The sequence below is a fragment of the Lysobacter sp. A421 genome (genome assembly GCF_054052145.1).
Genome location: NZ_JBSVRL010000001.1, coordinates 915,918 through 936,443, shown reverse-complemented (window position 1 = coordinate 936,443; position 20,526 = coordinate 915,918). Strand labels below are relative to the sequence as shown.

General features: G+C 64.1%; 21 protein-coding genes, 1 tRNA gene and 1 pseudogene. 12 read left to right on the top strand and 11 right to left on the bottom strand.

All coding sequences use genetic code 11. The annotated features are described in order from the left end of the window. Positions 1 to 59 precede the first annotated feature (59 nt). The 3 genes and pseudogenes from imuA to dinB form a co-directional block, all read right to left on the bottom strand. Positions 60 to 665: pseudogene (gene imuA / locus ACW7G6_RS04220) on the bottom strand (translesion DNA synthesis-associated protein ImuA); the annotation flags it as partial. Then, on the bottom strand, positions 665 to 1,297 hold the full coding sequence (lexA, locus tag ACW7G6_RS04215; protein ID WP_456997607.1) for a transcriptional repressor LexA: 633 nt from the start codon (positions 1,295 to 1,297) through the stop codon (positions 665 to 667). The gene lexA and the pseudogene imuA, both read right to left, overlap by 1 nt. Before the next feature lie 359 nt (positions 1,298 to 1,656). After that, the gene (dinB, locus tag ACW7G6_RS04210) at positions 1,657 to 2,748 is read right to left on the bottom strand and encodes a DNA polymerase IV (RefSeq protein WP_456997606.1); all 1,092 of its coding nucleotides are present in this window, start codon (positions 2,746 to 2,748) and stop codon (positions 1,657 to 1,659) included. 228 nt (positions 2,749 to 2,976) lie between these two features. Between dinB and ACW7G6_RS04205 the strand changes: the two genes are divergently transcribed. The 6 genes from ACW7G6_RS04205 to ACW7G6_RS04180 all read left to right on the top strand — a co-directional run bounded on the left by ACW7G6_RS04205 (position 2,977) and on the right by ACW7G6_RS04180 (position 7,006). Then, positions 2,977 to 3,597, top strand: coding sequence for a CDP-alcohol phosphatidyltransferase family protein (locus tag ACW7G6_RS04205; protein WP_456979601.1), 621 nt, complete (start codon positions 2,977 to 2,979; stop codon positions 3,595 to 3,597). Between the two features lie 60 nt (positions 3,598 to 3,657). Beyond that, complete coding sequence (gene phaE / locus ACW7G6_RS04200) at positions 3,658 to 4,986, top strand: class III poly(R)-hydroxyalkanoic acid synthase subunit PhaE (protein ID WP_456997605.1); 1,329 nt, start codon at positions 3,658 to 3,660, stop codon at positions 4,984 to 4,986. A 1-nt stretch (position 4,987) separates the two neighbouring features. After that, complete coding sequence (gene phaC, locus ACW7G6_RS04195) at positions 4,988 to 6,091, top strand: class III poly(R)-hydroxyalkanoic acid synthase subunit PhaC (protein ID WP_456997604.1); 1,104 nt, start codon at positions 4,988 to 4,990, stop codon at positions 6,089 to 6,091. Between the two features lie 92 nt (positions 6,092 to 6,183). After that, the gene (locus ACW7G6_RS04190) at positions 6,184 to 6,387 is read left to right on the top strand and encodes a PspC domain-containing protein (RefSeq protein ID WP_456997603.1); all 204 of its coding nucleotides are present in this window, start codon (positions 6,184 to 6,186) and stop codon (positions 6,385 to 6,387) included. Between the two features lie 38 nt (positions 6,388 to 6,425). After that, a complete protein-coding gene (locus ACW7G6_RS04185) occupies positions 6,426 to 6,854 on the top strand; it encodes a hypothetical protein (protein WP_456979895.1) in 429 nt (142 codons plus the stop codon). 65 nt (positions 6,855 to 6,919) lie between these two features. Continuing rightward, positions 6,920 to 7,006 (top strand) — tRNA-Leu (locus ACW7G6_RS04180). A 121-nt stretch (positions 7,007 to 7,127) separates the two neighbouring features. Here the strand turns inward: ACW7G6_RS04180 and ACW7G6_RS04175 are convergent. After that, positions 7,128 to 7,670, bottom strand: coding sequence for a hypothetical protein (locus tag ACW7G6_RS04175; protein ID WP_456997602.1), 543 nt, complete (start codon positions 7,668 to 7,670; stop codon positions 7,128 to 7,130). A 442-nt stretch (positions 7,671 to 8,112) separates the two neighbouring features. Between ACW7G6_RS04175 and ACW7G6_RS04170 the strand changes: the two genes are divergently transcribed. The 6 genes from ACW7G6_RS04170 (at position 8,113) to ACW7G6_RS04145 (ending at position 12,120) form a co-directional block, all read left to right on the top strand. After that, the gene (locus tag ACW7G6_RS04170) at positions 8,113 to 8,715 is read left to right on the top strand and encodes a recombinase family protein (protein WP_456997601.1); all 603 of its coding nucleotides are present in this window, start codon (positions 8,113 to 8,115) and stop codon (positions 8,713 to 8,715) included. Between the two features lie 1,169 nt (positions 8,716 to 9,884). Next, on the top strand, positions 9,885 to 10,049 hold the full coding sequence (locus ACW7G6_RS04165; protein ID WP_456997600.1) for a hypothetical protein: 165 nt from the start codon (positions 9,885 to 9,887) through the stop codon (positions 10,047 to 10,049). Continuing rightward, positions 10,042 to 10,257, top strand: a complete 216-nt coding sequence (locus ACW7G6_RS04160) for a hypothetical protein (protein ID WP_456997599.1) — start codon at positions 10,042 to 10,044, stop codon at positions 10,255 to 10,257. The genes ACW7G6_RS04165 and ACW7G6_RS04160 overlap by 8 nt, the downstream gene beginning before the upstream one ends. Positions 10,258 to 10,370: 113 nt before the next feature. After that, positions 10,371 to 10,931 (top strand): hypothetical protein, encoded by a 561-nt coding sequence (locus ACW7G6_RS04155; protein WP_456997598.1) that lies wholly within the window; start codon positions 10,371 to 10,373, stop codon positions 10,929 to 10,931. Between the two features lie 149 nt (positions 10,932 to 11,080). Then, positions 11,081 to 11,266: a hypothetical protein gene (locus ACW7G6_RS04150; protein ID WP_456997597.1), complete on the top strand. Its 186-nt coding sequence runs from the start codon at positions 11,081 to 11,083 to the stop codon at positions 11,264 to 11,266. 11 nt (positions 11,267 to 11,277) lie between these two features. Further along, complete coding sequence (locus ACW7G6_RS04145; RefSeq protein ID WP_456997596.1) at positions 11,278 to 12,120, top strand: hypothetical protein; 843 nt, start codon at positions 11,278 to 11,280, stop codon at positions 12,118 to 12,120. Positions 12,121 to 13,086: 966 nt separating this feature from the next. On the opposite strand, the gene ACW7G6_RS04140 is transcribed toward ACW7G6_RS04145, so the two are convergent. From ACW7G6_RS04140 to ACW7G6_RS04110, 7 genes are all read right to left on the bottom strand, one after another. After that, entirely contained in the window at positions 13,087 to 14,550 is a 1,464-nt protein-coding gene (locus tag ACW7G6_RS04140; protein WP_456997595.1) for a DUF6538 domain-containing protein, read from the bottom strand. A gap of 198 nt (positions 14,551 to 14,748) precedes the next feature. Next, positions 14,749 to 15,342: a cysteine dioxygenase gene (locus tag ACW7G6_RS04135; protein WP_456997594.1), complete on the bottom strand. Its 594-nt coding sequence runs from the start codon at positions 15,340 to 15,342 to the stop codon at positions 14,749 to 14,751. 53 nt (positions 15,343 to 15,395) lie between these two features. Beyond that, positions 15,396 to 16,529 carry a homoserine O-acetyltransferase MetX gene (gene metX, locus ACW7G6_RS04130; protein WP_456997593.1) on the bottom strand — a complete coding sequence of 378 codons (1,134 nt, stop codon included), beginning with the start codon at positions 16,527 to 16,529 and terminating at the stop codon, positions 15,396 to 15,398. Positions 16,530 to 16,548: 19 nt separating this feature from the next. Next, complete coding sequence (locus ACW7G6_RS04125) at positions 16,549 to 17,559, bottom strand: tetratricopeptide repeat protein (RefSeq protein ID WP_456997592.1); 1,011 nt, start codon at positions 17,557 to 17,559, stop codon at positions 16,549 to 16,551. Then, positions 17,553 to 17,993 (bottom strand): cytochrome c-type biogenesis protein, encoded by a 441-nt coding sequence (locus ACW7G6_RS04120; protein ID WP_456997713.1) that lies wholly within the window; start codon positions 17,991 to 17,993, stop codon positions 17,553 to 17,555. The genes ACW7G6_RS04125 and ACW7G6_RS04120 overlap by 7 nt, the downstream gene beginning before the upstream one ends. A 14-nt stretch (positions 17,994 to 18,007) precedes the next feature. Beyond that, positions 18,008 to 18,580: a DsbE family thiol:disulfide interchange protein gene (locus ACW7G6_RS04115; RefSeq protein WP_456997591.1), complete on the bottom strand. Its 573-nt coding sequence runs from the start codon at positions 18,578 to 18,580 to the stop codon at positions 18,008 to 18,010. Then, positions 18,577 to 20,526: a heme lyase CcmF/NrfE family subunit gene (locus tag ACW7G6_RS04110; protein ID WP_456997590.1), complete on the bottom strand. Its 1,950-nt coding sequence runs from the start codon at positions 20,524 to 20,526 to the stop codon at positions 18,577 to 18,579. Before ACW7G6_RS04110 ends, ACW7G6_RS04115 begins: the two co-directional genes overlap by 4 nt.

Genomic DNA, 20,526 nt, shown 5'->3' with positions numbered 1-20,526 from the left:
CCACCGGCCGCCCCCTGTCCGATTTTCGATGGCGACCGGACGGATAAAGCCGTGCTTGCCGCAAACGGGATGGCTCGCGTGGGCGGGTTGCCGCCGCGGCACTTGAGTACGCGCAGTTGCGACGGGTCGACGTCAATGGCGATCCGCAGTGCGGCTGGCGACGGGTTGGCAGCCGTCTTCATCGGTCGCATCGCGAAGCCTAGGCACTGGCCGGTTTCCGCGGCGACCTGCAGGCGGCGCAGGGCGCGGTCGTTGGCGTGTTGTGGCCAGCACAGCACGGCCGAGCAGGCGGCCGAGCGCAGGCATTGTTCGGCGGCCCACAGGGCGTTGCGCGGGTCGGTGCGGATTATTTGCAAGCGGTTGAGTTGCACGCCGGCGCTTGCCCAGGCGGCGGCAAACGGCAAGTACGGTGGTGCGATCAGGGCGACCATGCCGTCGGCGCGCGACAGCCGGGCGAGAGTGGGCCACAGCAGGCGTAACTCGCCGACGCCGTCGGCCGGCAGCAGCAGCTCGGTCAATGCGGTTTCGGGCCAGCCGCCGTCGGGCAGGACGTCGTCCAGCAGCGCGAAGCCGGTGGGATGTCGCGACGGTGCGCGCGGCGCTGGCTGGCCACGCCAGACCTGGCGCGATTTCAGCAAGGCATCAAGGGCGACCACGGCGCTCATCAGCTTGGCCTCACCAATCCGGCAAACAAGCCTTCGATCGCGAAATCGGTGACGCTCGCATCGATCTCGATCGGTGCATAGGCCGGATTGCGCGGCAGCAGGCGCAGGTGCCTGGCGCCGATCTCGGAGCCGCCGTTGTCCAGCCGTTTCACCGTCAGTTCGCCCTCGACCCGCGCGACCACGGTCTGGCCGTTGCTTGCCTGAATAATGCGATGCACCCCGATCAGGTCACCGGGCAGGATGCCGTCGAGCAGCATCGACTCGCCCTCGACCTCCAGCAGGTAGTCCGGGCGCAGGCGGAACAGCGACGGGTCGAGGGTGACTTCGCGCCGTACCTCGGGGTCCGAGCCGATCGGCGTACCTGCGGCGACCCGGCCGAGCAAAGGTACCTGCAGCAAGTCGGCGTTGAGGGAAGTGCGACGCGGCGATGTGAGCCGGATGCCGCGTGCAAGCCCGGCCGACAGTTCGATCAATCCCGCCTGGGCCAGTGCCTCCAGGTGATAGCGCGCCGAACGGTTCTGGCGGAACCCGAATGCCCGGGCGATGTCCATCTGCGACGGCGGATAGCCGTGCTCGGCGATGTGCTCGCGGAGGAAGTCGAGCAGGCGGCGTTGGGTGTCGGTCAAGTGCATGGTACTAATTCTAGTAACAATCGGGCGATAGAAGTAGGAGTTATTAAAATCAATTAGTTACATATTAAAGTTAATGGAAATTCTGAACAGCGGCCATCATCCCCGCGAACGGGCTCTGGATTCCCGCCTTCGCGGGAATGACGGGAAAACTTCGCGGGAACGGACAACATCGCGGGAACGGGCAAACATCGCGGGAATGACGGGCAAAAGCCGAATGGTCCAGACGTTCCCGGTAGAAGCCGAAGACAGTTGCCTCCGCCAGTCCAGTATTTCCGTCGACCGTCCCAGTGCATGAGACTGCCGGGAATCGTCGTGCGCCACCAAAAACGGCGAAGACGAAAAACAGCGAACGGAGGAAGTCAGTCGTGCTCGAAAAGATCCGACTGGACGCGCACATCGTCCTGGTCGACGAAACCGGACAGTCCTACCCCCACCAGTCGATAGCGCGTACCCGCCGGCAATTCCACCCGCGTGCGCAACTCACAGGCGATGTCGGCCAGCGCTTCCAGTGTCGCCGGTTGCATGGCGGGGGTCAGGCTGCGGGTGAAGGTGCGGAAATCATGGGTCTTGAGCTTGAGCACCACGGTGCGGGCAAGCCGGCCTTGGTGCTGGGTGCGTTCGCGCTGGTAACCCGCCCAGGTCTTCTCGGCGAGGCGTCGGATGTGCGGTTCCAGTGCATCCAGCAGCAGGTCGTGCTCGAAGGTGTCTTCTGACGAGATCTGCATGGTCGGGCGCTCGGAGCGCACCGGGTTGTCATCGATGCCGAGCGACAGTTCGTGCAGGCGTCGCCCCCAGCGGCCGAAACGTAACTCCAGTTCGGCCGCCGGAAGCGAGCGCAACTGACCGACCGTGACGATACCCAGTTCGGCCAGCTTGCCCTGCATTACCTTGCCGACTCCCGGCAAGCGACCGACGGCCAGCGGCAACAGGAATGCATCGATCTGCCGCGGGCGCACCACGCAGATGCCATCGGGTTTGTTCCAGTCCGAGGCGATCTTGGCCAGGAACTTGTTCGGCGCAACCCCGGCCGAGGCGGTCAACCCGGTCTCATCAAAAATTGCGGCACGGATCGCCTCGGCGGTCGCGGTGGCCGACGGCAGACCGGTCTTGGCAGCCGTGACGTCGAGGTAAGCCTCGTCCAGTGATAGCGGTTCGATGAGGTCGGTGTGGCGGGCGAAGATCTCGCGCACCTGCCTTGATGCCGCCTTGTAGCGCGCGAAGTCCGGCGGTACGAATACCGCCTGCGGGCATAGCCGCTCGGCGCGGATCGCGGGCATCGCCGAATGCACCCCGAACTTGCGCGCCTCGTAGCTGGCCGCGCACACCACCGAGCGCGCGCCGCGCCAGGCGACCACCACCGGCCGGCCGCGTAACGACGGCTCGTCGCGCTGCTCGACCGACGCGTAGAACGCGTCCATGTCGACATGCAGGATTTTGCGGGGTGGGGCCATCGCGATACTGTTTCCGGGTAGCGTCCTTCGGAACCTATTGTAGGAGCGGCTTCAGCCGCGATCGGATGGTGGATCGCGCGCACCGACTCCGCGATCGCGGCTGAAGTCGCTCCCGCAACGCTCGGGCCATACGGGTGGAGTGAGGGGATGCTTTTGCTTTCACTCGCCATTTGGCAGGCTGGACGCCTCGGTTTGCGCGATGATGGCGAACCACACGGGAGTCAGTGAATGCAGCAACGCCGCCATTTCTCGATGCTTCGCGAGTTCGCCCTCGCGGACTGGTTCACCCTCGGCAACGCCTTCTGCGGCACCGGGGCGGTTTTTGCCGCGATGCGCTTCCTCCAGGAAGGGATCGTGTTCGACTTGATGATCGGCATGGCGCTGATCCCGCTGGCTTTCATATTCGATGCGCTTGACGGTCGTATCGCGCGTTGGCGCAAGTCGGCCTCCACCCTGGGCCGGGAGCTGGACTCGCTGGCCGATGTGATCTCGTTCGGGGTCGCCCCCGCCGCGCTGGCTTACGCCTGTGGCCTGCAGGGTGGCTGGGACTGGGTGGTGCTGAGTTACTTCGTCGGTTGCGGGGTCAGCCGGCTGGCGCGCTACAACGTCACCGCCGAGCAGCTGTCCGGCGCCGAGGGCAAGGTCAAGTTCTTCGAGGGCACGCCGATCCCGACCAGCCTGGCGTTGGTGGTGGTGCTGTGGATCGCGGCCGGGCAGGGCGCAATCGGCGCCGACCTGTGGCTGGGCGTGGTCAAGCTGGGGCCGTGGCAGTTCCATCCACTGGTGTTGATGTTCGCTTTGTCGGGCACTTTGATGATCAGCAAGACGGTGCGCATTCCGAAGCCTTAGGCATCCACCACGCATCCAGATGTCGCGTTGTTATGATCGAGCTCACGCTTGGAGGATGAAATGGCCAATCACGGGTTCGGTACGGGTGGCTTTCCGCCCGGGGGTTTTGGCAGTGGTGCCGGCGGCGGTTCCGGCAATGACGACTTCGAGTCGCTGGCGCGGCAGTATTGGAGTCGCTGGGGCGAGATGTTGCGTGCCGTGCCCGCGACGACGCCGTCGATGCCAGGAGTCTCGGCCGCCGGGTTTCCAGGCGGAGGCTTCCCGGGTGCCGGTTTCGCAGGCGCGGCGTCTCCGGGTGCGGCAGCCGCAATGCCGGGCTGGGAGGAGGCAACCGCATGGTGGTCGCAACTGGCCAGTGGCGGCAAGGGTCCGGCCGATGCGGCAGTCGAGCGTTTTACCGACCAGACACGCGGCTGGTTCGCGCAGATGCAGCAGTTGGCCGCCCGGTTCGCAGGTCAGGATGCGGGCGCGACGGAGATCGCGGAGGCCTGGAAAAGTATCCTCGGCGGCGCCGGTGGCAACCCGTTTGCCGATGCGTTGCGTGACATGCACGGACCGGGTCAGCAAGGCTTCGAGCAATGGTTCGAGCAGGTGACTCCGTGGCTGGAGAAAATGCAGGCCGGTGGGCAAACCTGGCTGGGTACGCCCGCAGTGGGTTTCACCCGCGAGCACCAGCAGCGCTGGCAGCAGCTTGCCCAGGCGCAGCAAGACCACCAGCAGCAGGGTCGGGCGTACCAGGCATTGATGGCGCAGGCGTTGCAGGACGCATTCAAGCGTTTCGAAGAGAAACTGACCGAGTGCAGCGAGCCCGGCAAGAAGCTTGAATCCGCGCGGGCACTGTTTGACCTGTGGATTGATGCCGCCGAGGAGACGTACTCGGAAATCGCGTTGTCGCCGCGCTTCCGTGAGGCCTACGGCGCGATGGTGAACGCGCAGATGCGGTTGCGCACAGCGGTGCAACGCGAGATCGAACAAGTCGGCGAGGCGATGGGCGTGCCCACCCGCAGCGAGGTGGATGCGGTGCATCGCAAGATCGTCCAGCTGGAGCGCGAGCTGCGTCGCTTGCGCGATCAGCTGGCTTCCGGCGCAAGCGAGGCGCCACCGACAAGGCCCAGCCCCAATAGCGGGCTTGCGGCTCCGAAGGCGGCCACGAGCAAGGCCGCAAAAGCGAAGCCGGTAAAGAAGGTCGCGAAGAAGGCAGTAAAGAAGGTCGCGAAGAAAGCGGTGAAGGCACCGGCGAAGAAAGTCACGAAGGCACCGGCAAAGAAATCCACGGCCAGGAAACCGGCCGCGAAAAAACCGGCTGCGAAGAAAACGAAATCCACAACCGGCAAGCCTGCGTCCGCATCACGACGCGGGGTAGCCAAGTCCGCCGCAAAGGCACGCTGACATGGACAAGCCCACTATGTTCAACACCGGCCCGCTCGACTTCAGCCCCGAAACGATGGCGAAGGACGCGATCCAGATGCAGGCCAAGCTGCGCGCCGGTCTCGACACGCTGCATGAAGTGGGCGATATCAGCTATGGCGCAACGCCCAGGCAAGAGGTCTGGCGCGACGGCAAGGTGGTGTTGTACCGCTATCAGGGTGCCACGCTGGAGGGCGGGCGCGCGCCGACGGCAAAGGTGCCATTGCTGATCGCCTACGCGTTGGTCAATCGTCCCTACATGGTCGACTTGCAGGCCAACAAATCGATCGTGCGCGGGCTGCTTGAGCGCGGCGAGGACGTCTACATCCTCGACTGGGGTTATCCGGACCGCTCCGACCGCTACCTGGAGCTGGAGGACTACATCCAGCGCTATCTCGGTGGCGCGGTCGACCATCTGCGCGCTGCGCACCAACTGGATGCCATCAACCTGCTCGGCATCTGCCAGGGTGGCGCGTTCTCGTTGTGTTACGCGGCATTGAACCCGGGGAAAGTGCACAACCTGGTCACCATGGTCACCCCGGTCGATTTCCACACCGACGACAACATGCTCGCCAACTGGGTGCGCGGGATCGACGTCGACGCGATGGTCGACGCGCTGGGCAACATCCCGGCCGACATGATGAATTCCACCTACCTGACGCTCAAGCCGTGGCGGCTGTTCGTGCAGAAGTACGTCGGGTTGGTCGACATCCTCGATGACAGGGATGCGCTGGAGGATTTCCTGCGCATGGAGAACTGGATCTTCGATTCGCCTGACCAGGCCGGTGAGGCATTCCGCCAGTTCGCCAAGCAGTTCTATCAGGCCAACGGGTTCCTCAATGGGGGGATCGAGATCGGCGGAAAGGCGGTCGACCTGGCCGACGTCGATATGCCAGTGTTGAATGTCTTCGCCCAGCACGACCATCTGGTTCCACCGTCGTCCTCGCAGGCGCTGGGTGGCCTGGTCGGCGGCGACGATTACAGCGAGTTGTCATTCCGCGGCGGCCATATCGGCATCTACGTCTCCAGCCGGGCCCAGCGCGAGGTCCCGCAATCGATCCACGACTGGCTGGCGTCGCGTTCGTGACGGGGTGGAGTAGTGAACGATTCTCCGGCGCGACGCGGTCGTCACCTTGCCGCGCTAGACTGGTTTTACTCTTCCACTGACCCCGAAATCGCATGGAATCTTCATCCCGTCCGTTCACCCGATCGCGTAACGACCGCATGCTGGCCGGCGTCATGGGTGGCATTGCCCAGCGCTTCGGCTGGAGCTCGACATTGGTGCGGGTCGTTTTCGTGATCGTCTCGATCGCCTCCGCGGCGTTCCCCGGCATCCTGGCGTACCTGATCCTGTGGCTGCTGATGCCCGAAGAGGCTGGCTGACGGAAGTGTCATGGCGGCGGGTGGCGCTGGTCCTGGGCATGGCGTGGACGTCGCCCAACACGCTGGTCGGATTACTGCTTGGTGTTGCGGGCATGCCGTTTGGCGCGCATGCGCATTGGCAACCTGCTGAGCTGGCGCTGGTATTCCATGGCTGGCGTTGGGGGCCGGGTGGCGCGCTCACGCTGGGCAATGTGATCATCCATACCGGCGGCAACCTCGACAGCACTTGTCGAACCTACGCCCATCGAGCCGGGTTGTGTGAAGACCCGCCGGTGCGTCTGGGCGATCACGAACGCGCCCACGTCTACCAGTACATGGCGCTGGGCGTGCTGTTCCTGCCGTTATACCTGTTGTGTGGCGCAGTAAGCGTGCGCAACCGGTTTGAGCGGGCGGCGGATCGCTACGCCATGAGCGGGCAGGGTTGGTGGCCCTGGCCGGCACCACCGCTGCCGCCGCATCGGACATAGATCTTGGACGCGGTGCGGCAAAAAGCTGGAGTGTGTCCCCATGCGTCCGTTATACTTCCGAGCTGGCCGAAGTGGCGGAATCGGTAGACGCAGCGGACTCAAAATCCGCCGCCTTTAAAAGCGTGGGGGTTCGAGTCCCCCCTTCGGCACCATTAGCTAAAAATCCTTGTTAATCAGTAACTTGCAAGGGTGTACTAGAGCCAGTCTAGTACAGGTTTCTAGTACATGTTTGGGCCCCTGGGGAGACCTTGGGGCCCTTCTTGCTTCTATGCCTCACATCCGTATCCCGAGCGCCAAAGCTACGACTGAGGCCACGATGAGCCCCATCTGTGCCAAGGCAAAGAGGGACTGGAGCTGGGACATTTGGGCCACCGTCCGAGCCATGAGTGGTGGGGCGCCTTTGTTCTGTTTGTGGAACGCACGCCAAATAGAGCGACTAACCCACCATCGAGAGTTAGTAGCGAAGAACCAGACGAAAGCCCGACTACTAAAGCGGGGGTGCTCTACACCTGCAGCGCGTTGCTTGATTAATTCAAGGACGGCCAGTTGACTCACAACCGAGGTGGCCATCCAGCGAGAAATCAGACCCGCCAACAGCGAGGCGGCGAAGAACAGCAGTGCGCATTTGAAGGCGGCACCGCTCAGGCGCGGCGTCAACTTGTCAATGTTGATGATGAACAACGAGAACGCGGCTCCGGAGCCCGCCATCAACCAGGCAGAGAACGACGCAAGGCCCCCCGTGATGGCGCCCGAGGCGACCACCAAAGCGTGCTCGGCGGCTTCCCGCTCTGCGCTGAAATAGTCATGGAAACTCATACTCCCTCCTTCCCCTTGCACGAGTGACAAGCGTACTTGAGGAGGGCGCGCCGTTTTGGTGCAAATCACCTCACGGACCTCATAGAGCTAGCGCGACCCCCATTCCCCCCGTGGGGGGTGCCCCAAGCCTCCCTCAGGCCAGCGAGCTAAAGCGTAAGGGATGAAGGCCGGCGGGACGCTGTCCATGCGCCCTAACGTGCGGTGGACTGCCAACGGCCCGCACGTTTGCCGACCAGGTAACAGCCTGGCAGTTCGCAAGCCAGGAGACAGCCGGCCCACGCCGCGCCCTGGTGTAGGAAAACCCTTAATTGCCGGTGTACCGAAAGGGTCCCGAGCCGGGCCCGCTGAAACCCTTACGCCACCTGGGGCGAATCGGGCTGGTTTGCATGTACCGAAACGGGATGCTACGGTACAACCTCACCACTGCCCAGGAGACCAGGTCATGACTACCGCCAAAGCACGCAAGCGCGTTGCCATCTATGTGCGCGTGTCGACCACCGATCAGACGACCGAGAACCAACGCCGGGAGCTCCTGGAGGTTGCAGAGCGGGCGGGGTGGGACGTGGTCGGGGTGTATGCCGATGAAGGTATATCGGGGGCTAAGGGACGCGACAAGCGGCCCGCCTTCGACACGGTCCTGAAGCTGGTCACTCAGCGCAAGGTGGACATGGTCGCGGCCTGGTCAGTGGATCGCCTGGGGCGGTCCCTTCAACACCTGGTGGAGACCCTGGGGGACCTGAGGGGCGCGGGGGCGGATCTGTACTTGCACAAGCAAGCCCTGGACACGTCGACATCATCGGGACGGGCCATGTTCGGAATGCTGGGAGTGTTCGCTGAGTTTGAGCGGGACATTATCCGGGAGCGGGTGGCTGCGGGCATGGCGACCGCCAAGGCCAGGGGGAAGACCATAGGGAGGCCAAGGGCGAGTGATGCGACCGTGGCGAAGGTGCGGGAGCTCAGGGCTCAGGGAGTGGGGATCAGGAAGACCGCCAGGGAGGCGGGGTGCGGCGTGTCGCTGGTGCAACGGCTGGAGGCGGCCGGTTGAGCGATTGGGGGGAGTACTCGCTAGAGTGGCTGCGGACCGTTACTGGACGTACTAGATACAGGCGGCCCACCGATTGCCGGACACACTAGAAGCACACCAGGGCGTCAATTGCCCCTGCTACTAGATACACGCCGGCCCGCCGATCACCGGGCGGCGCGGGATTGTTCCACCCACCCGCATAACCCCATCCCACGCCTACTAGATACCGTTGGCGCCGGGTCCCCGCTCGCGCCCCGTTACTGACGGTCTCCAGGCTCCAGGTGACCCCCGATTCAGGGGCGCCCCCACGCTGAACACGTTAGCGGCATGATCGCCGACGTTCAATTCATACGCCCATCTAAAGAGACAGTACCCGAGTTTCGGCGAAGTTTTAGCGACACGCCCCAGGCGATGAGGGCCAGTACTCGCTAGACGACGACCAAACCCGCCTTTCTGACGGGTACCCGTTCCAGCGTTTTTTCACCCTTGCGGGACCCCTAGGGACCGTGAGGCAAACCCGTGTCTGACCTTCAGACGCATCAACCCAAAGAGTAGGAGAAATGAACACGAAGACTCTAACTGCCGTGCCCCTCCACAACGACGATCAATGTGCCGTCGACGGATGCACGCGGCCACCCCGCACCTGGTCGCGGCAATGCAGCACGCACGCCAAGCAGCGATACCGAACGGGTGACCCGAACGGTCGCATCCTGAAGCCAGGAGAGCTGGAGCCGCACCGGAAGTTGGCCACGATCTTCCTGGAGAGGCGCAAGGATCACCCTGCGGTCATTGCGGCGGAGGAATGGGCAGAGGCTCTGCTAGCCGATCGCGTGCGAATGCCCAAGCGGGTCATGGATCACCTAGACAGACTTCGCGACTTTGAGGTCACCCCAAGGGACCTTCTGATTGCCGTTCTGTCTGTCTTTGGAGTCACCGCGGCCTACCCTAACGCCTGGGTTAGCACCATGACCCGAGATGCCAACATTGGCAGGGCAGTAATGAAGCTGGCGCCGCTGCCCCAGGCCACCAGTAAGAAGACAGGCAGGCGGTATTCACAGACGCCACCGGCGACCGTTGCCGCTGCCCTGGGTGAAGTCATCGCTGCTGAGGCTGGACTGTGGGCGACGTCCTTCTGGCGAAGCGTAAATGTTGCTCTGAGATCACCTCGGGATCGAGCCGGAAAGCTGAAGGTGGCCGCCGAACAGCTGAGCCTGGAGACCAGCGAGGCTGAGGCCAAGCTGAGTAGTCCCGATGCCTGGAAACTGACGATCCAGGGAGCGGCGAAGTGGGCCGCCATGAACCAGGACCAGGACGTCGACCAGGACGACCAGGACCAGGGAGGCAGCGATGAATAGTTCTGACTTCCGCCTGGAGCGTCTGACGGCTGCCCTGCTGAGTCGCCAGTCGACGCTGAAGACGCTGCTGGAGATGAAGGATGCCACGCTGCCCTTCAACCAGAACCAGGGCTTCTGCTATCACCTCAGGGGAGCGGAGCGCGGGCGTGTAGCGGATGAGCTCAGGTCGGTCCTGGCCTTGCTTGATACGGCAATGCCTGCCGAGTAGCACCACCCCCCCACCACCCAACACCAACACCGCGGCGAAAGCCGCAAGCCGTCCCCCATCCGCGCAGGGGGCTGGCGGATTAACTGTGCGCGACTGAAATAGGAAACCAAACGATGTCAACTGAAGAGAACCCAAGCGGCAACGGTCATAGCACTTTGCCCATTACCCGCACCATTGAAACAGGTATAAATCCTGTGACGGGCAAGCCGTCGATCCTCACCGTGCGGACAGCCGGGAAGAAGCTGGGCAACCCAGACGGGACCGACATTGCCGATACCGCAGGCATTTCAGAACGAACCCTGACCGATCCAATCGTGAAGAGGATTCGCGATCTAGAATCCAAGCTTGATGAGGAGTCGAATCAGCTTGACCCGGTGACCCGCAGGCCAGCAAAGAAACTCACCGACAAGGACCAGAGGAACAGGCTGGCCAGGGAGCTGCTTCATCTGACGCAGAGCGAGTTGCCTTACGCCCGCCTCAAATGGAAGGAGATCGAGGCGCGGAATGCCGATGCGCCGACCGTCCGTGACCAGCTCCAGGGCGAGCTAGACCGCAAGGCCCGCATTCAAGCGCGTGCGGTGGCGATCGCTGAGGAAATGGAAGCCCAGGAGGCCGCGCTGAAGGTGCCGGCTCAGCGCCGTAGCAGTGGCCAGGGCGGCAATCCGATCCGGTAAGCACACCAGGTAATCCCTGGGGGCCGAAAGGTCCCTAGGTACCCCTGCCGTCCTCCTGCCCATTCCCATCGGCGCCTACGGGCGTCGGTGAAAACGTGGCTAACAGGGGGGCGGCGGTGGGTTTTGTATCCCGACTATCAGAGAGAGAAATGATGAAAGATCAGCGAGAGCAGGGCGCCGAGCGTGCCCCGTATATCTATCGGCATGTGTCATTTGAGTTCGAGGCCTTCAACAAACTGAAGGAGTACCAAAGGAAGCTGGAGATTGCTGAGGGGCGAACGATGACCAACGGGGAAGCGTTGTCGAAGTTCATCCTCAATAGCCCCCTGAAGTAGGAGGGAGCGCAATGAAGGAAGTGAAGCAGACCCCCGATGCGGAGATGGTCGAGCGGACCAGGATTAAGACGCACCCCGCGTTGCAAGTGAGAGACCCCGCGTTGCTGAAGCTGAGGGAGAGGACACGGCAGGAGGATCAATCAGAGATGCACGTACATGACATGGCGTTGCTGCTGAAGGCAGACCCCAAAGCGGAGCTGGTGCCCTTGCACCTGGCTGACGTAGGAGGGGAGTTATTCGTGGTGGATGGTCACCACCGGCTGAGGTCTTACACGCGGGCCAAGCGGGACCAGGTGCCGGCCCAGGTGAGGGCAATGACGATGGTCCAGGCCAGTCATGCGTCGAAGCTGGCGAACGTGGCAGGGGCCAAGCTGGAGATGCGGCCAACGCAGAAGCGGAATGCCTTGTGGCATCACCTGGCGGTCATTACGGACCGAGGGACCGATGGGCTCCCCAAAGGGGTTTCCCTTAGGACCCTTGGGGGGCGCTTTGCGGTATCCCCGGAGACCGTGCGGAGCATGTTGAAGCGGCTCCCAGAAGTGGACCCGACGACGTTTCCCCCTGAGCACCTGGACGCAATCACCGGGTGGCCCCATTGGCCCCGCGTGTGCGCCACGGTACGCAATGGCATGTATCAGGAGATGAGCCCGGACGTTCGCACCAGGTATCGCGAAGACAAGCTGTTAGGGAAGCTGGCCCGGGTGATGGACCGAGAGGAACCTGAGATTGTCCGCGGGGCCCTTAGAAGGTACGTCGAAGAGGCCAGGGGAGATGAAGGGGACCTGGAGACCAGGAGGGACCTGGAGAGGACCGGATGGCTGCTGACGGATGAGGGCCAGGAATCGGACTTCTGAGCCTCTGCTGTCCAGAACAGAGACCTTACATGCTGGACAGAAGTGTCCAGTCTGGACACCCCGACCACCACCCACCACCACCTTAGGAACACCATGAACGATTACCCAAGCAGTACCGGCCCGCCGCACGCCCTTATGACCCCAGAGCAAGAGGCTAGACGGGAGGAAACCCAGGCCATATTTACCGAGCTCTATGCTCGCCTGGAGCGGCCACCCAAGGCCAAGCCACGCACCCAGGTACAGAACCAGGCCTGGAGGGACCGAGCGAACACCCAGAGGCGCCTGAGGGACCTGAGGGCCCGTCTGGACACCGTGGCGGCCAAGCTAGAGACGATGCACACAGAAGGCGTTGGCCCCTGGGGAGAGGAAGGCCGGTTGCCGCTATGCGCTGACCTTTGGGACGGGCGAGCCCGTTCGCCTGGGATGGTCGAGCGGATGGACCGGGTGAGGCTAGAGGCGGCTGAGGGGTGCGAGTTGTCCGCCGGGTTCCTGGGGGAATGGGAGCCGATGTTTCTGCTCTGCCAGGAGCTCAGACAGGAGGCGCCCCCAGTCCGCACGGCTGAGGAAGAGCAAGCGCGGAACCGGGCCCGTCTGAGTCCCCAGACGCAACAGAGGCTAGAGGACCTGAGGCGGCGCGGATGGCGTGGGTTTGATGATGTCGATGATGAGGCGCTGGCCGAACAGGACCAGTTCAACGCATGACCCGTGAGACGTGCGCGAGACCGTAAGACGGTCAGCGACCTCACCAGGAAACAGGGATTCGACAGCGGTGGAGACCTTCAAGGCAGTCACTCCGAAAGGGGCGAGGCGAAGCGCCAAGCCCTGGGGAGAACCTAGACCAGATCCCCTGGCAGGTGGTCCCCTGTAGTGGACGGTTCCCTGGGAGTAGTCCCCTGTAGTGGACGGTCCCCTAGAGGCTCAGCGGAGAGCCAGGAACGGCACGGCCTGGAGCTGATTGAATGCGCTCTAAACAGGAATTGCCTTGGCCACCTTGCGGGCCTTCGCGGATGGACTCACGACCACCTTTCCCCCGGCCTTTGCCACGAAGGAATCGAGGGCCTTTCCATAGGACACTGCGCGGATCGCTTTGCGCTTCGTGTCGTCCCCGACACCATCCGAGTAGACCCCAAAGGTCATGCCCTGGCGCTTGTGCCCCACGATCAATTGAATGGTTGATTCAGGGATGCCGGCGCCTTCCATCTGGGTGATGACAGTCCCCCGGAAGGCGTGGAAGTCTAGGGCGCGGTCGGTAACTCCTAGCCTGCGGATCAGTTGGCCAAAGCGCTTGCCCACGTACCAGGCGCGCTTCGCGTCGGAACCCCCGCGCAACAGTCCAGGAATCAGGAAACCATCGGTGGAAGTGGCGGCGAGTTGTGCCACTAGCGGAGCGATGGCCGGGTGGATTGGGACGCGGCGGATTGCTGAGCGTGTCTTTCCCTGGGTGATGCGTAGACCGTCGCCGTCGATGTCCGACACCTCCAGTTCCCCGACTTCCTCACGGCGCATCCCGGTATAGGCGCCGATGACCGCCAGGGACCATACGGGATCGCTAGGGCTGACCCCATGCAAGACCGTTGCGAGTTCCTCAGGGGACCAGGGACGGCGCCGGGGGGCCTTGCCGCGGGAGGACTCGCGGACCGTGGCAGAGAGACGGTCGAAGGGGTTAACGTCGATTGAGCCGCGTGCGGAGAGCCAGCCAAAGAAGGCGCGCAAGTTGCCGACTTCCTTCTGGCGAGCGGAGGCCGACAGGGACACCGGGGCGCCCTTGGGACCACCCTTGCGGGTGCGCTTCTGGACCACGTCGGCGACATAGGACCCGGCGACCTTGCGGGTGACTTCCTGGGGCTCGCGATCACTTCCGAACCAGTCCAGGAAGGCGGCCAGGTGGCGGCGCTTTTCGTGGACCGTCTGAGCCGTTAGGTGCCCTGCGGATTCCTCCAGGTAGGCAGCGGAGCGCTTGGACAAGGTGCGCGACAGGGAGCCGCTGAGGGCCTTGTATCCCCTGCGGACCTTGGCGAGGGCGTCGGGTGGCAAGCGGGGATTGCCTTCATCGTCGCGACCCAGGTGCGCGGCCTGGTCATCCAGGAAGTCTTCAACGACAGCGTCAAAGCCGGCTTCCGCCTGGTCGGGGGTTTCGGTGCCCGCTTCGATGCCCTCACGGGTGCGCGTGGCGAGCTCCAGGAGACCTTCGGGCGTGTCGGTGCGTGAGGGACCCGGGGCCTGTGCGATGGCCTTAGCGATGAGTTCCTGGAGCTCAGCGATGGCGGCATGTTTGCGGCGGCCAGCTTCGACGCGGTCCCGAGTCTGGAGGGATCTGACCAGGACCTTCTGACCGACAGCGGCCTGGTGTTCGCGGGGGACTGGGAGCTGGACATACCATCCCTGGCCACGCTGTTTGAGGTAGGACGGGGAACGGGTTTTGGATGCCATGGGGGACCACCTCCAGGGCTGAGTTTAGTACATGAGTTTAGTACATGCACCCATGCTGAGAGCTAATAACCCCAAGGGCTGTGGGTTTGAGCAGGGCCCGGATTCGAGTCCCCCCTTCGGCACCAGAGACAAACAAGAAAGGCCTGCGATCGTTCGCAGGCCTTTCTTGTTTGTCAGGCGGTAGCGCCGTGTTGGGTCTCAGCCGGCCTCGTCGGTTTCCAGTGCCTTGGCGGCGCGGGTGAACCACTCGCCTTGATCGGGCACGAACATCGAGCAAGCTTCCATCGGCGCCTTGTAAATGTGCACCGAGATCGCGACCTTGTCGTTGCTGGTATTGCGGATGGAATGGTATTCGTGGGGCGGGATCAGGCTGCCGGCGCTGCCGGGCCCGGCGACCATACCGCCGGCGCCACGGAAGCGGAAGCGGTCGCCATCGCGCTCGAGCAGCTCGTACTGGGTGATCTCCAGCCCGCCATCCCAGACACCCTCCACGCACCACAGGCCGCAGTGGTCGTGTACCGGCGTGCCCTGGCCGGGCCCCCAGGTCATCGCCACGACGCTGTAGCCATGCACCGCGCTGCGATAGATCTCGCGGCGGGCATAGTGGGACTCGATCGGTTCGAAGACGCATTCAGGCAGCTGGATATCGCGATCGCGGATCATCCGGCACAAGGTGTTGCGCAGTGCGGCGGTGATCTCGTGCTCGTCGCCGTGGGCCACGGCGGCGTCCAGGGCGGTAACGAGTTTGGCGCGGCCGGTGAAGGCGACGTCGGGCAGGGCTTGGCTGGTCATGGCATTGATTCTACGCAAGACAGGCGCGCGTGACAGGCGATGGCTGAATGGCCCTACAGGCTGTCGAGAAAATCGCGCACGGCGGGGCCATAACGGTCGAAGTCGACCAGGAAGGCATCGTGTCCCTGGGGCGAAGGCATCGGCAGGCAGCGCGCGTCGGCGCCACCGTCGGCCAGGCCGTCGGCGATCTCCTGCTGTTGTTGCAGGGGGAACAGGATGTCGCTCTCGGCGCCGATCGACAGCGCCTTGTCGATCCGGATCGCGGCCAGGCCGGCACGCGTGCGCGCCCGGTTGTCGCCGCTGGCGTGCGGGCAATGGTCGCCCAGGTCGAACCAGTCCATCGAACGGCTGAGGTACAGATAGCAATTGGGGTCGAAGTGGCGCACGAAGCGACGGGCGTGTGCCTCCAGGTAGCTCTCGACCTGGAACTCGAGCCCGAACGGTTCGTCGCCGGTGTCATCGGAGTCCAGCCGCACGCGGCCGAACCGGCCATCCCATTCCAGCGCGGAACGGTAGGTGATCACGCCAAGTTTGCGCGCCATCCGCATGCCCGACTCGGGGTAGTGCTCATCGTCGTATGTGCCAAGGTTGAAGTTCGGATCCAGCCGGATGGCCTCGCGTTGCAGCGAGCGGATCGCGATCGACCAGGGCAGCGCACGCGCAGCGCCTGAAATATTCAGGTGGGTACGGGCGATGCCCGGTTGCAGGGCAAGCATCGCCAGTGCGGCCATCCCGCCCATCGAGTTGCCGACCAGGCAGGCCAGTTGCTCGATGCCGAGTTGGCGAACCACGTGGGCCGCCGCCTGTGCGCCATCCTCGATCGACAACTCCGGGAAGTCGAACCGGTAAGGTTCGCCGTTGTCCGGGTTGATCGACGCTGGCCCGGTCGAGCCCTTGCAGCTGCCCAGCGAATTGGTGCAGATCACGAACCAGCGATCACTGTCGATGGGTTTGCCCGGACCGACCATCGGCTCCCACCAGCCCGGCTCCGGGTTGGCCGGGTTGGCCGCGGCGTGCGCGTTGGGGGACAGCCCGGGGACGATCAACACCGCATTGTCGCGTGCCGCGTTGAGCGTCCCCCAGGTCTCGTAGGCCATGCGCGCGCCGTGCAGCTCACCGCCACGCTTCATCGGAAACGGTGAGGGCAGGTCGATCCAGCGGGTACCTGGTGGGATGAACTCGGTCACGTCGGATTGCCTTCCCTGGTTATTTCACGACCTGGTCGATCAACAGTGCTGCAGCGGCTTCCGGCCCGGTATCGATGGTCACCGGGGCCGATTCGAAGTCGCCCGGCTGCGCGCTGGCATCGCCGCTGGCGGAGATCCGCGCGCTGAGCTGGACCTGGTCGAGCTGCGACAGCTTCATCGTTGGCATCAGGCTGTCGTTGTCGTCAAGGACGATGGTGAACGGGAACTGCGTCGCCTGCAGTTTCTCCACCGCGACCGGCATTGGCGCGCCGCTGGCCTGGCGGGCGATCACGAACACGCTGGCACCCTGCGGATACTGCATTGCCAATGCCGGATCCAGCGACACGCTGATGGTGATCCGGACTGGCGACGCGTCCGCCACGGCCACCTCTGGCAGAGGGTCAAGTCCGGCATCGACCCGTGCCTGGTTGATCTGCGGTCGCAGGGTCGCTGCGGTCGCCGGGTCGACCTGGGTCAGCAATGGCGTCCAGGTCTTGACTGCCCCCGCCGCATCCCCGGCCTGGCGCTGGGAGATCCCCAGGAACCATCGCGCCCGTTGGTGGTTTGGTTGCAAGGACAGGGCACGGCGCAGCATCGATACCGCCTGCTGGTCGAAGCTGCGTTCATCGGTGGCCAATGCGCGCGCCTCCGCGGCCTCGGTCAGGATGTCCGGATCATCCGGTGCGAGTTTCAGGGCGCGGCCGAAGGCATCGCCGGCTTCGGTCATGTCGCCCTGGGCCAGGTAGGCCCGGGCCAACAATCGCCAGCCCTCGACCTGGTTGGGGTCGCGGTCCAGTTCGGCCTGCAACTGGGTTATCGCATCGGCCAGGGTCTCCGGTATCGCCCGTTGTGCCGGGTCCAGCGCCCGCGGCGTGCCGACCACGGTGTACAGCAGGCCGACGCTGATGCCGATCAGCACGATCGCGCCGATACCGGCCACGGGCCGGTCCCGCCAGATGGGTTGCAGGACATAGCCCAGTACCAGCAATACCAGAACCACGCTGGCGATCACGAACACGGTGGTCACCATTCCTGGTCCTCGTTGATTGCCTCATTGGCGGCCTTGTTGCTGCCACTGCGTTTGCGCACCACGTTGGCGACCACCAGGCCGCCCAACAGCAGCAGTACCGCTGGGCCGAACCACAACAACCAGGTGCTGGCATCTACCTGGGGGCGGTAGAGCACGAACTCGCCATAACGGGCGACCAGGTACTGCTTGACCTCGCCGTCGGTCTTGTCCTGGCGCATCAATGTCAGCACTTCGTGGCGCAGATCGTGGGCGATCGGTGCATCGGAGTCCGCCAGCGACTGGTTCTGGCACTTCACGCATCGCAGTTCTTTGGTCAGCGCGTGGAAGCGGTCGGCCTCGGCCTGGTCGCTGAACTCCAGCGGCGCCCGGTCCCCGGTGGCCTGGGCGAGTGCCAAGGCCGGCAGCAGCGCAAGCAGGACCGGCAGGACGATCATCACCAGGTAGCGGTTCATTGTTCCGCCTCGATCCGGGCCAACAGCGGCACGATCTCGTCCTGGATGATCTCCTCGCTGACCGCGCCGACATGCTTCCAGCGCACGATGCCTTCGCCGTCGACCAGGAACGTCTCCGGCGCGCCGTAAATGCCCCAGTCGATCGCCTTCTCGCCGGTGTAGTCGGTCAGTACCAGCCAGTACGGGTTGCCGTACTGCTCCAGCCAGCGCAGCGCGTCGGCGTGTTCGTCCTTCAGGTTGTAGCCGATCACCCGCACCTGCTTGGTCTCGGAGAAGCGGGTCAGGATCGGGTGTTCGACCCGGCATTCCGGACACCAACTGCCCCATACGTTCATCAGGTAGGGCTCGCCGCTTAGTTCTTCGGACGATACCAACCGGCCTGGCTCATGCAGTACCGGCAGTTCGAAGGTTGGCGCAGGCTTGCCGATCAACGCAGACGGCAGGGCGTCGCGGTTCTGGTTGCGGCTCATCTTCACCCCGGCCGCCAGCAGCGCGGCCAGCAGCGCGAATACCAACAGCGGCAGCCAGCGCATCGCCGATTTTTGCGTGCGCTTCGTTGCCGGGCTCATATGCCAGCCTCCGGTCCCGTGCGTTTCTCCGACGGCGGATTGGAGATGCGGCGGAAGCGTTTGTCGCCCGCCGTCACCAGCCCCCCAAGCATCATCAGGATGGCGCCGGCCCAGACCCAGCGGATAAATGGTTTTACCTGCACCCGCAGCGCCCAGTTACCACCGCCCAACGGCTCGCCGATGGCGACAAAGACATCGCGGGTGACGCCGGCAATGATCGCCGCCTCGGTCATCACCTGGCCGCCGAGATAGGTGCGTTTTTCGGGGTGCAGCAGGGCCAGCGGCTTGTCGTCGACGAATACCTGCACGGTGGCGTAGCTGGCCTGAAAGTTGGGGCCATTGCGCTCTTCCACGCCATCGAAGCGGAACGAGTACTTATCCAGCTCGATGGTCTGGCCCGGCTTCACCGCAGTCTCGTGTTGCTGTTCCAGCCCTTCCACAAGCAAGGTGCCAACCAGGAATACCGCGACGCCAAGGTGGGCGAGCGTCATGCCCAACATCTCCGCGGTCATCCGCGTGCCGCTGCCTTTCAGCCGCGTCCACACGAAGCGCAACGTGCCCAGGGCCACCCAAGTGGCACCCACCACGCCGGCAACGACTTTCCAGCCACCTTGTGGGGCGAGGAAGAACGCGCCCACGCCCATGACCACGGCAACACCGGCCCACGGTGCCAGCATCGCCAGTGGCCGGGAGGCCTGGTCGCGTTGCCAGCGCGTCAGTGGACCGAAAGGCAGCAGCAGCACCAGCGGCGCCATCAGCAACGTGAACAACAAGGAGAAGTAGGGCGGGCCGACCGAGATCTTGCCCAGCTCCAGCGCATCGGCCAGCAATGGGTACAGGGTGCCCAGCAGCACCATCGCGCATGCGATCGACAACAGCAGGTTGTTGCCCAGCAGCAGGGTCTCGCGCGAGCACACCGCAAACGGCTTGCCATCGGCCTCGCTCGGGGCCCGCAGTGCGTAAAGCACCAGCGAGCCACCAATCACGATGCCCAGGAAGATCAGGATGAACAAGCCGCGGGTCGGGTCGGCGGCAAAGGCGTGCACGCTGGTCAAGACACCCGAGCGGACCAGGAAAGTGCCCAGCAACGACAGCGAGAAGGTCGCGATGGCGAGCAACAAGGTCCAACCGCGGAAACTGCCGCGCTTCTCGGTCACCGCCTGCGAGTGCAGCAGCGCGGTGCCGGCCAGCCAAGGCATGAAGCTCGCGTTCTCGACCGGGTCCCAGAACCACCAGCCACCCCAGCCCAGCTCGTAATACGCCCACCAGCTGCCCAGTGCGATGCCGAAGGTCAGGAACGCCCAGGCCACGTTGGTCCACGGCCGGACCCAGCGTAGCCAGCGCGTATCGATCTGGCCGTCCAGCAGCGCGGCAATCGCGAAGGCGAACGGCACCGAGAAACCGACGTAGCCGAAGTACAGCATCGGCGGGTGGATCACCATGCCCGGATCCTGCAATAGCGGGTTGAGGTCGCGACCCTCGACGACCGCCGGCAACAGGCGCTCGAACGGGTTGCTGGTGAAGATCAGGAACGCCAGGAAGCCGATGCTGACAATGCCCATGACGCCGAGCACGCGGGCGATCACCGGGGTCGGCAAGCGCTGCGAAAACAGCGCGACTGCACCGCTCCACAATGCCAACACCGTCGCCCACAACAGCAGCGAACCCTCGTGCGCGCCCCACACCGCGGTATAGCGATACCCCACCGGCAACATTGAATTGGAGTTCTCGGCGACATAGCGCAGCGAGAAATCCTGGTTGACGAAGCCCAGGGTCAGGATCACGAACGCCAACCCGACCAGTAGCAACTGGGCGTAGGCCGCCGGACGCGCAACGGCCATCCAGCTGCCAATGTCGCGATGGGCGCCGACCAGCGGCAGTGCCGTCTGCACCATCGCGACCAGCAGCGCCAGGAGCAGGGCGACCTGGCCGAGTTCAGGCAGCAT

Bases quoted from the DNA above. Each gene is read 5' to 3' on its own strand.
- lexA (WP_456997607.1), bottom strand. From the start codon at position 1,297: ATGCACTTGACCGACACCCAACGCCGCCTGCTCGACTTCCTCCGCGAG.
- phaE (WP_456997605.1), top strand. From the start codon at position 3,658: ATGGCCAATCACGGGTTCGGTACGGGTGGCTTTCCGCCCGGGGGTTTT.
- phaC (WP_456997604.1), top strand. From the start codon at position 4,988: ATGGACAAGCCCACTATGTTCAACACCGGCCCGCTCGACTTCAGCCCC.
- ACW7G6_RS04190 (WP_456997603.1), top strand. From the start codon at position 6,184: ATGGAATCTTCATCCCGTCCGTTCACCCGATCGCGTAACGACCGCATG.
- ACW7G6_RS04160 (WP_456997599.1), top strand. From the start codon at position 10,042: ATGAATAGTTCTGACTTCCGCCTGGAGCGTCTGACGGCTGCCCTGCTG.
- dinB (WP_456997606.1), bottom strand. From the start codon at position 2,748: ATGGCCCCACCCCGCAAAATCCTGCATGTCGACATGGACGCGTTCTAC.
- ACW7G6_RS04170 (WP_456997601.1), top strand. From the start codon at position 8,113: ATGACTACCGCCAAAGCACGCAAGCGCGTTGCCATCTATGTGCGCGTG.
- ACW7G6_RS04155 (WP_456997598.1), top strand. From the start codon at position 10,371: ATGTCAACTGAAGAGAACCCAAGCGGCAACGGTCATAGCACTTTGCCC.
- ACW7G6_RS04120 (WP_456997713.1), bottom strand. From the start codon at position 17,993: ATGATCGTCCTGCCGGTCCTGCTTGCGCTGCTGCCGGCCTTGGCACTC.
- ACW7G6_RS04145 (WP_456997596.1), top strand. From the start codon at position 11,278: ATGAAGGAAGTGAAGCAGACCCCCGATGCGGAGATGGTCGAGCGGACC.
- ACW7G6_RS04135 (WP_456997594.1), bottom strand. From the start codon at position 15,342: ATGACCAGCCAAGCCCTGCCCGACGTCGCCTTCACCGGCCGCGCCAAA.
- ACW7G6_RS04150 (WP_456997597.1), top strand. From the start codon at position 11,081: ATGATGAAAGATCAGCGAGAGCAGGGCGCCGAGCGTGCCCCGTATATC.
- ACW7G6_RS04140 (WP_456997595.1), bottom strand. From the start codon at position 14,550: ATGGCATCCAAAACCCGTTCCCCGTCCTACCTCAAACAGCGTGGCCAG.
- ACW7G6_RS04110 (WP_456997590.1), bottom strand. From the start codon at position 20,526: ATGCTGCCTGAACTCGGCCAGGTCGCCCTGCTCCTGGCGCTGCTGGTC.
- ACW7G6_RS04175 (WP_456997602.1), bottom strand. From the start codon at position 7,670: ATGAGTTTCCATGACTATTTCAGCGCAGAGCGGGAAGCCGCCGAGCAC.
- ACW7G6_RS04185 (WP_456979895.1), top strand. From the start codon at position 6,426: ATGGCGTGGACGTCGCCCAACACGCTGGTCGGATTACTGCTTGGTGTT.
- ACW7G6_RS04205 (WP_456979601.1), top strand. From the start codon at position 2,977: ATGCAGCAACGCCGCCATTTCTCGATGCTTCGCGAGTTCGCCCTCGCG.
- ACW7G6_RS04115 (WP_456997591.1), bottom strand. From the start codon at position 18,580: ATGAGCCCGGCAACGAAGCGCACGCAAAAATCGGCGATGCGCTGGCTG.
- ACW7G6_RS04125 (WP_456997592.1), bottom strand. From the start codon at position 17,559: ATGGTGACCACCGTGTTCGTGATCGCCAGCGTGGTTCTGGTATTGCTG.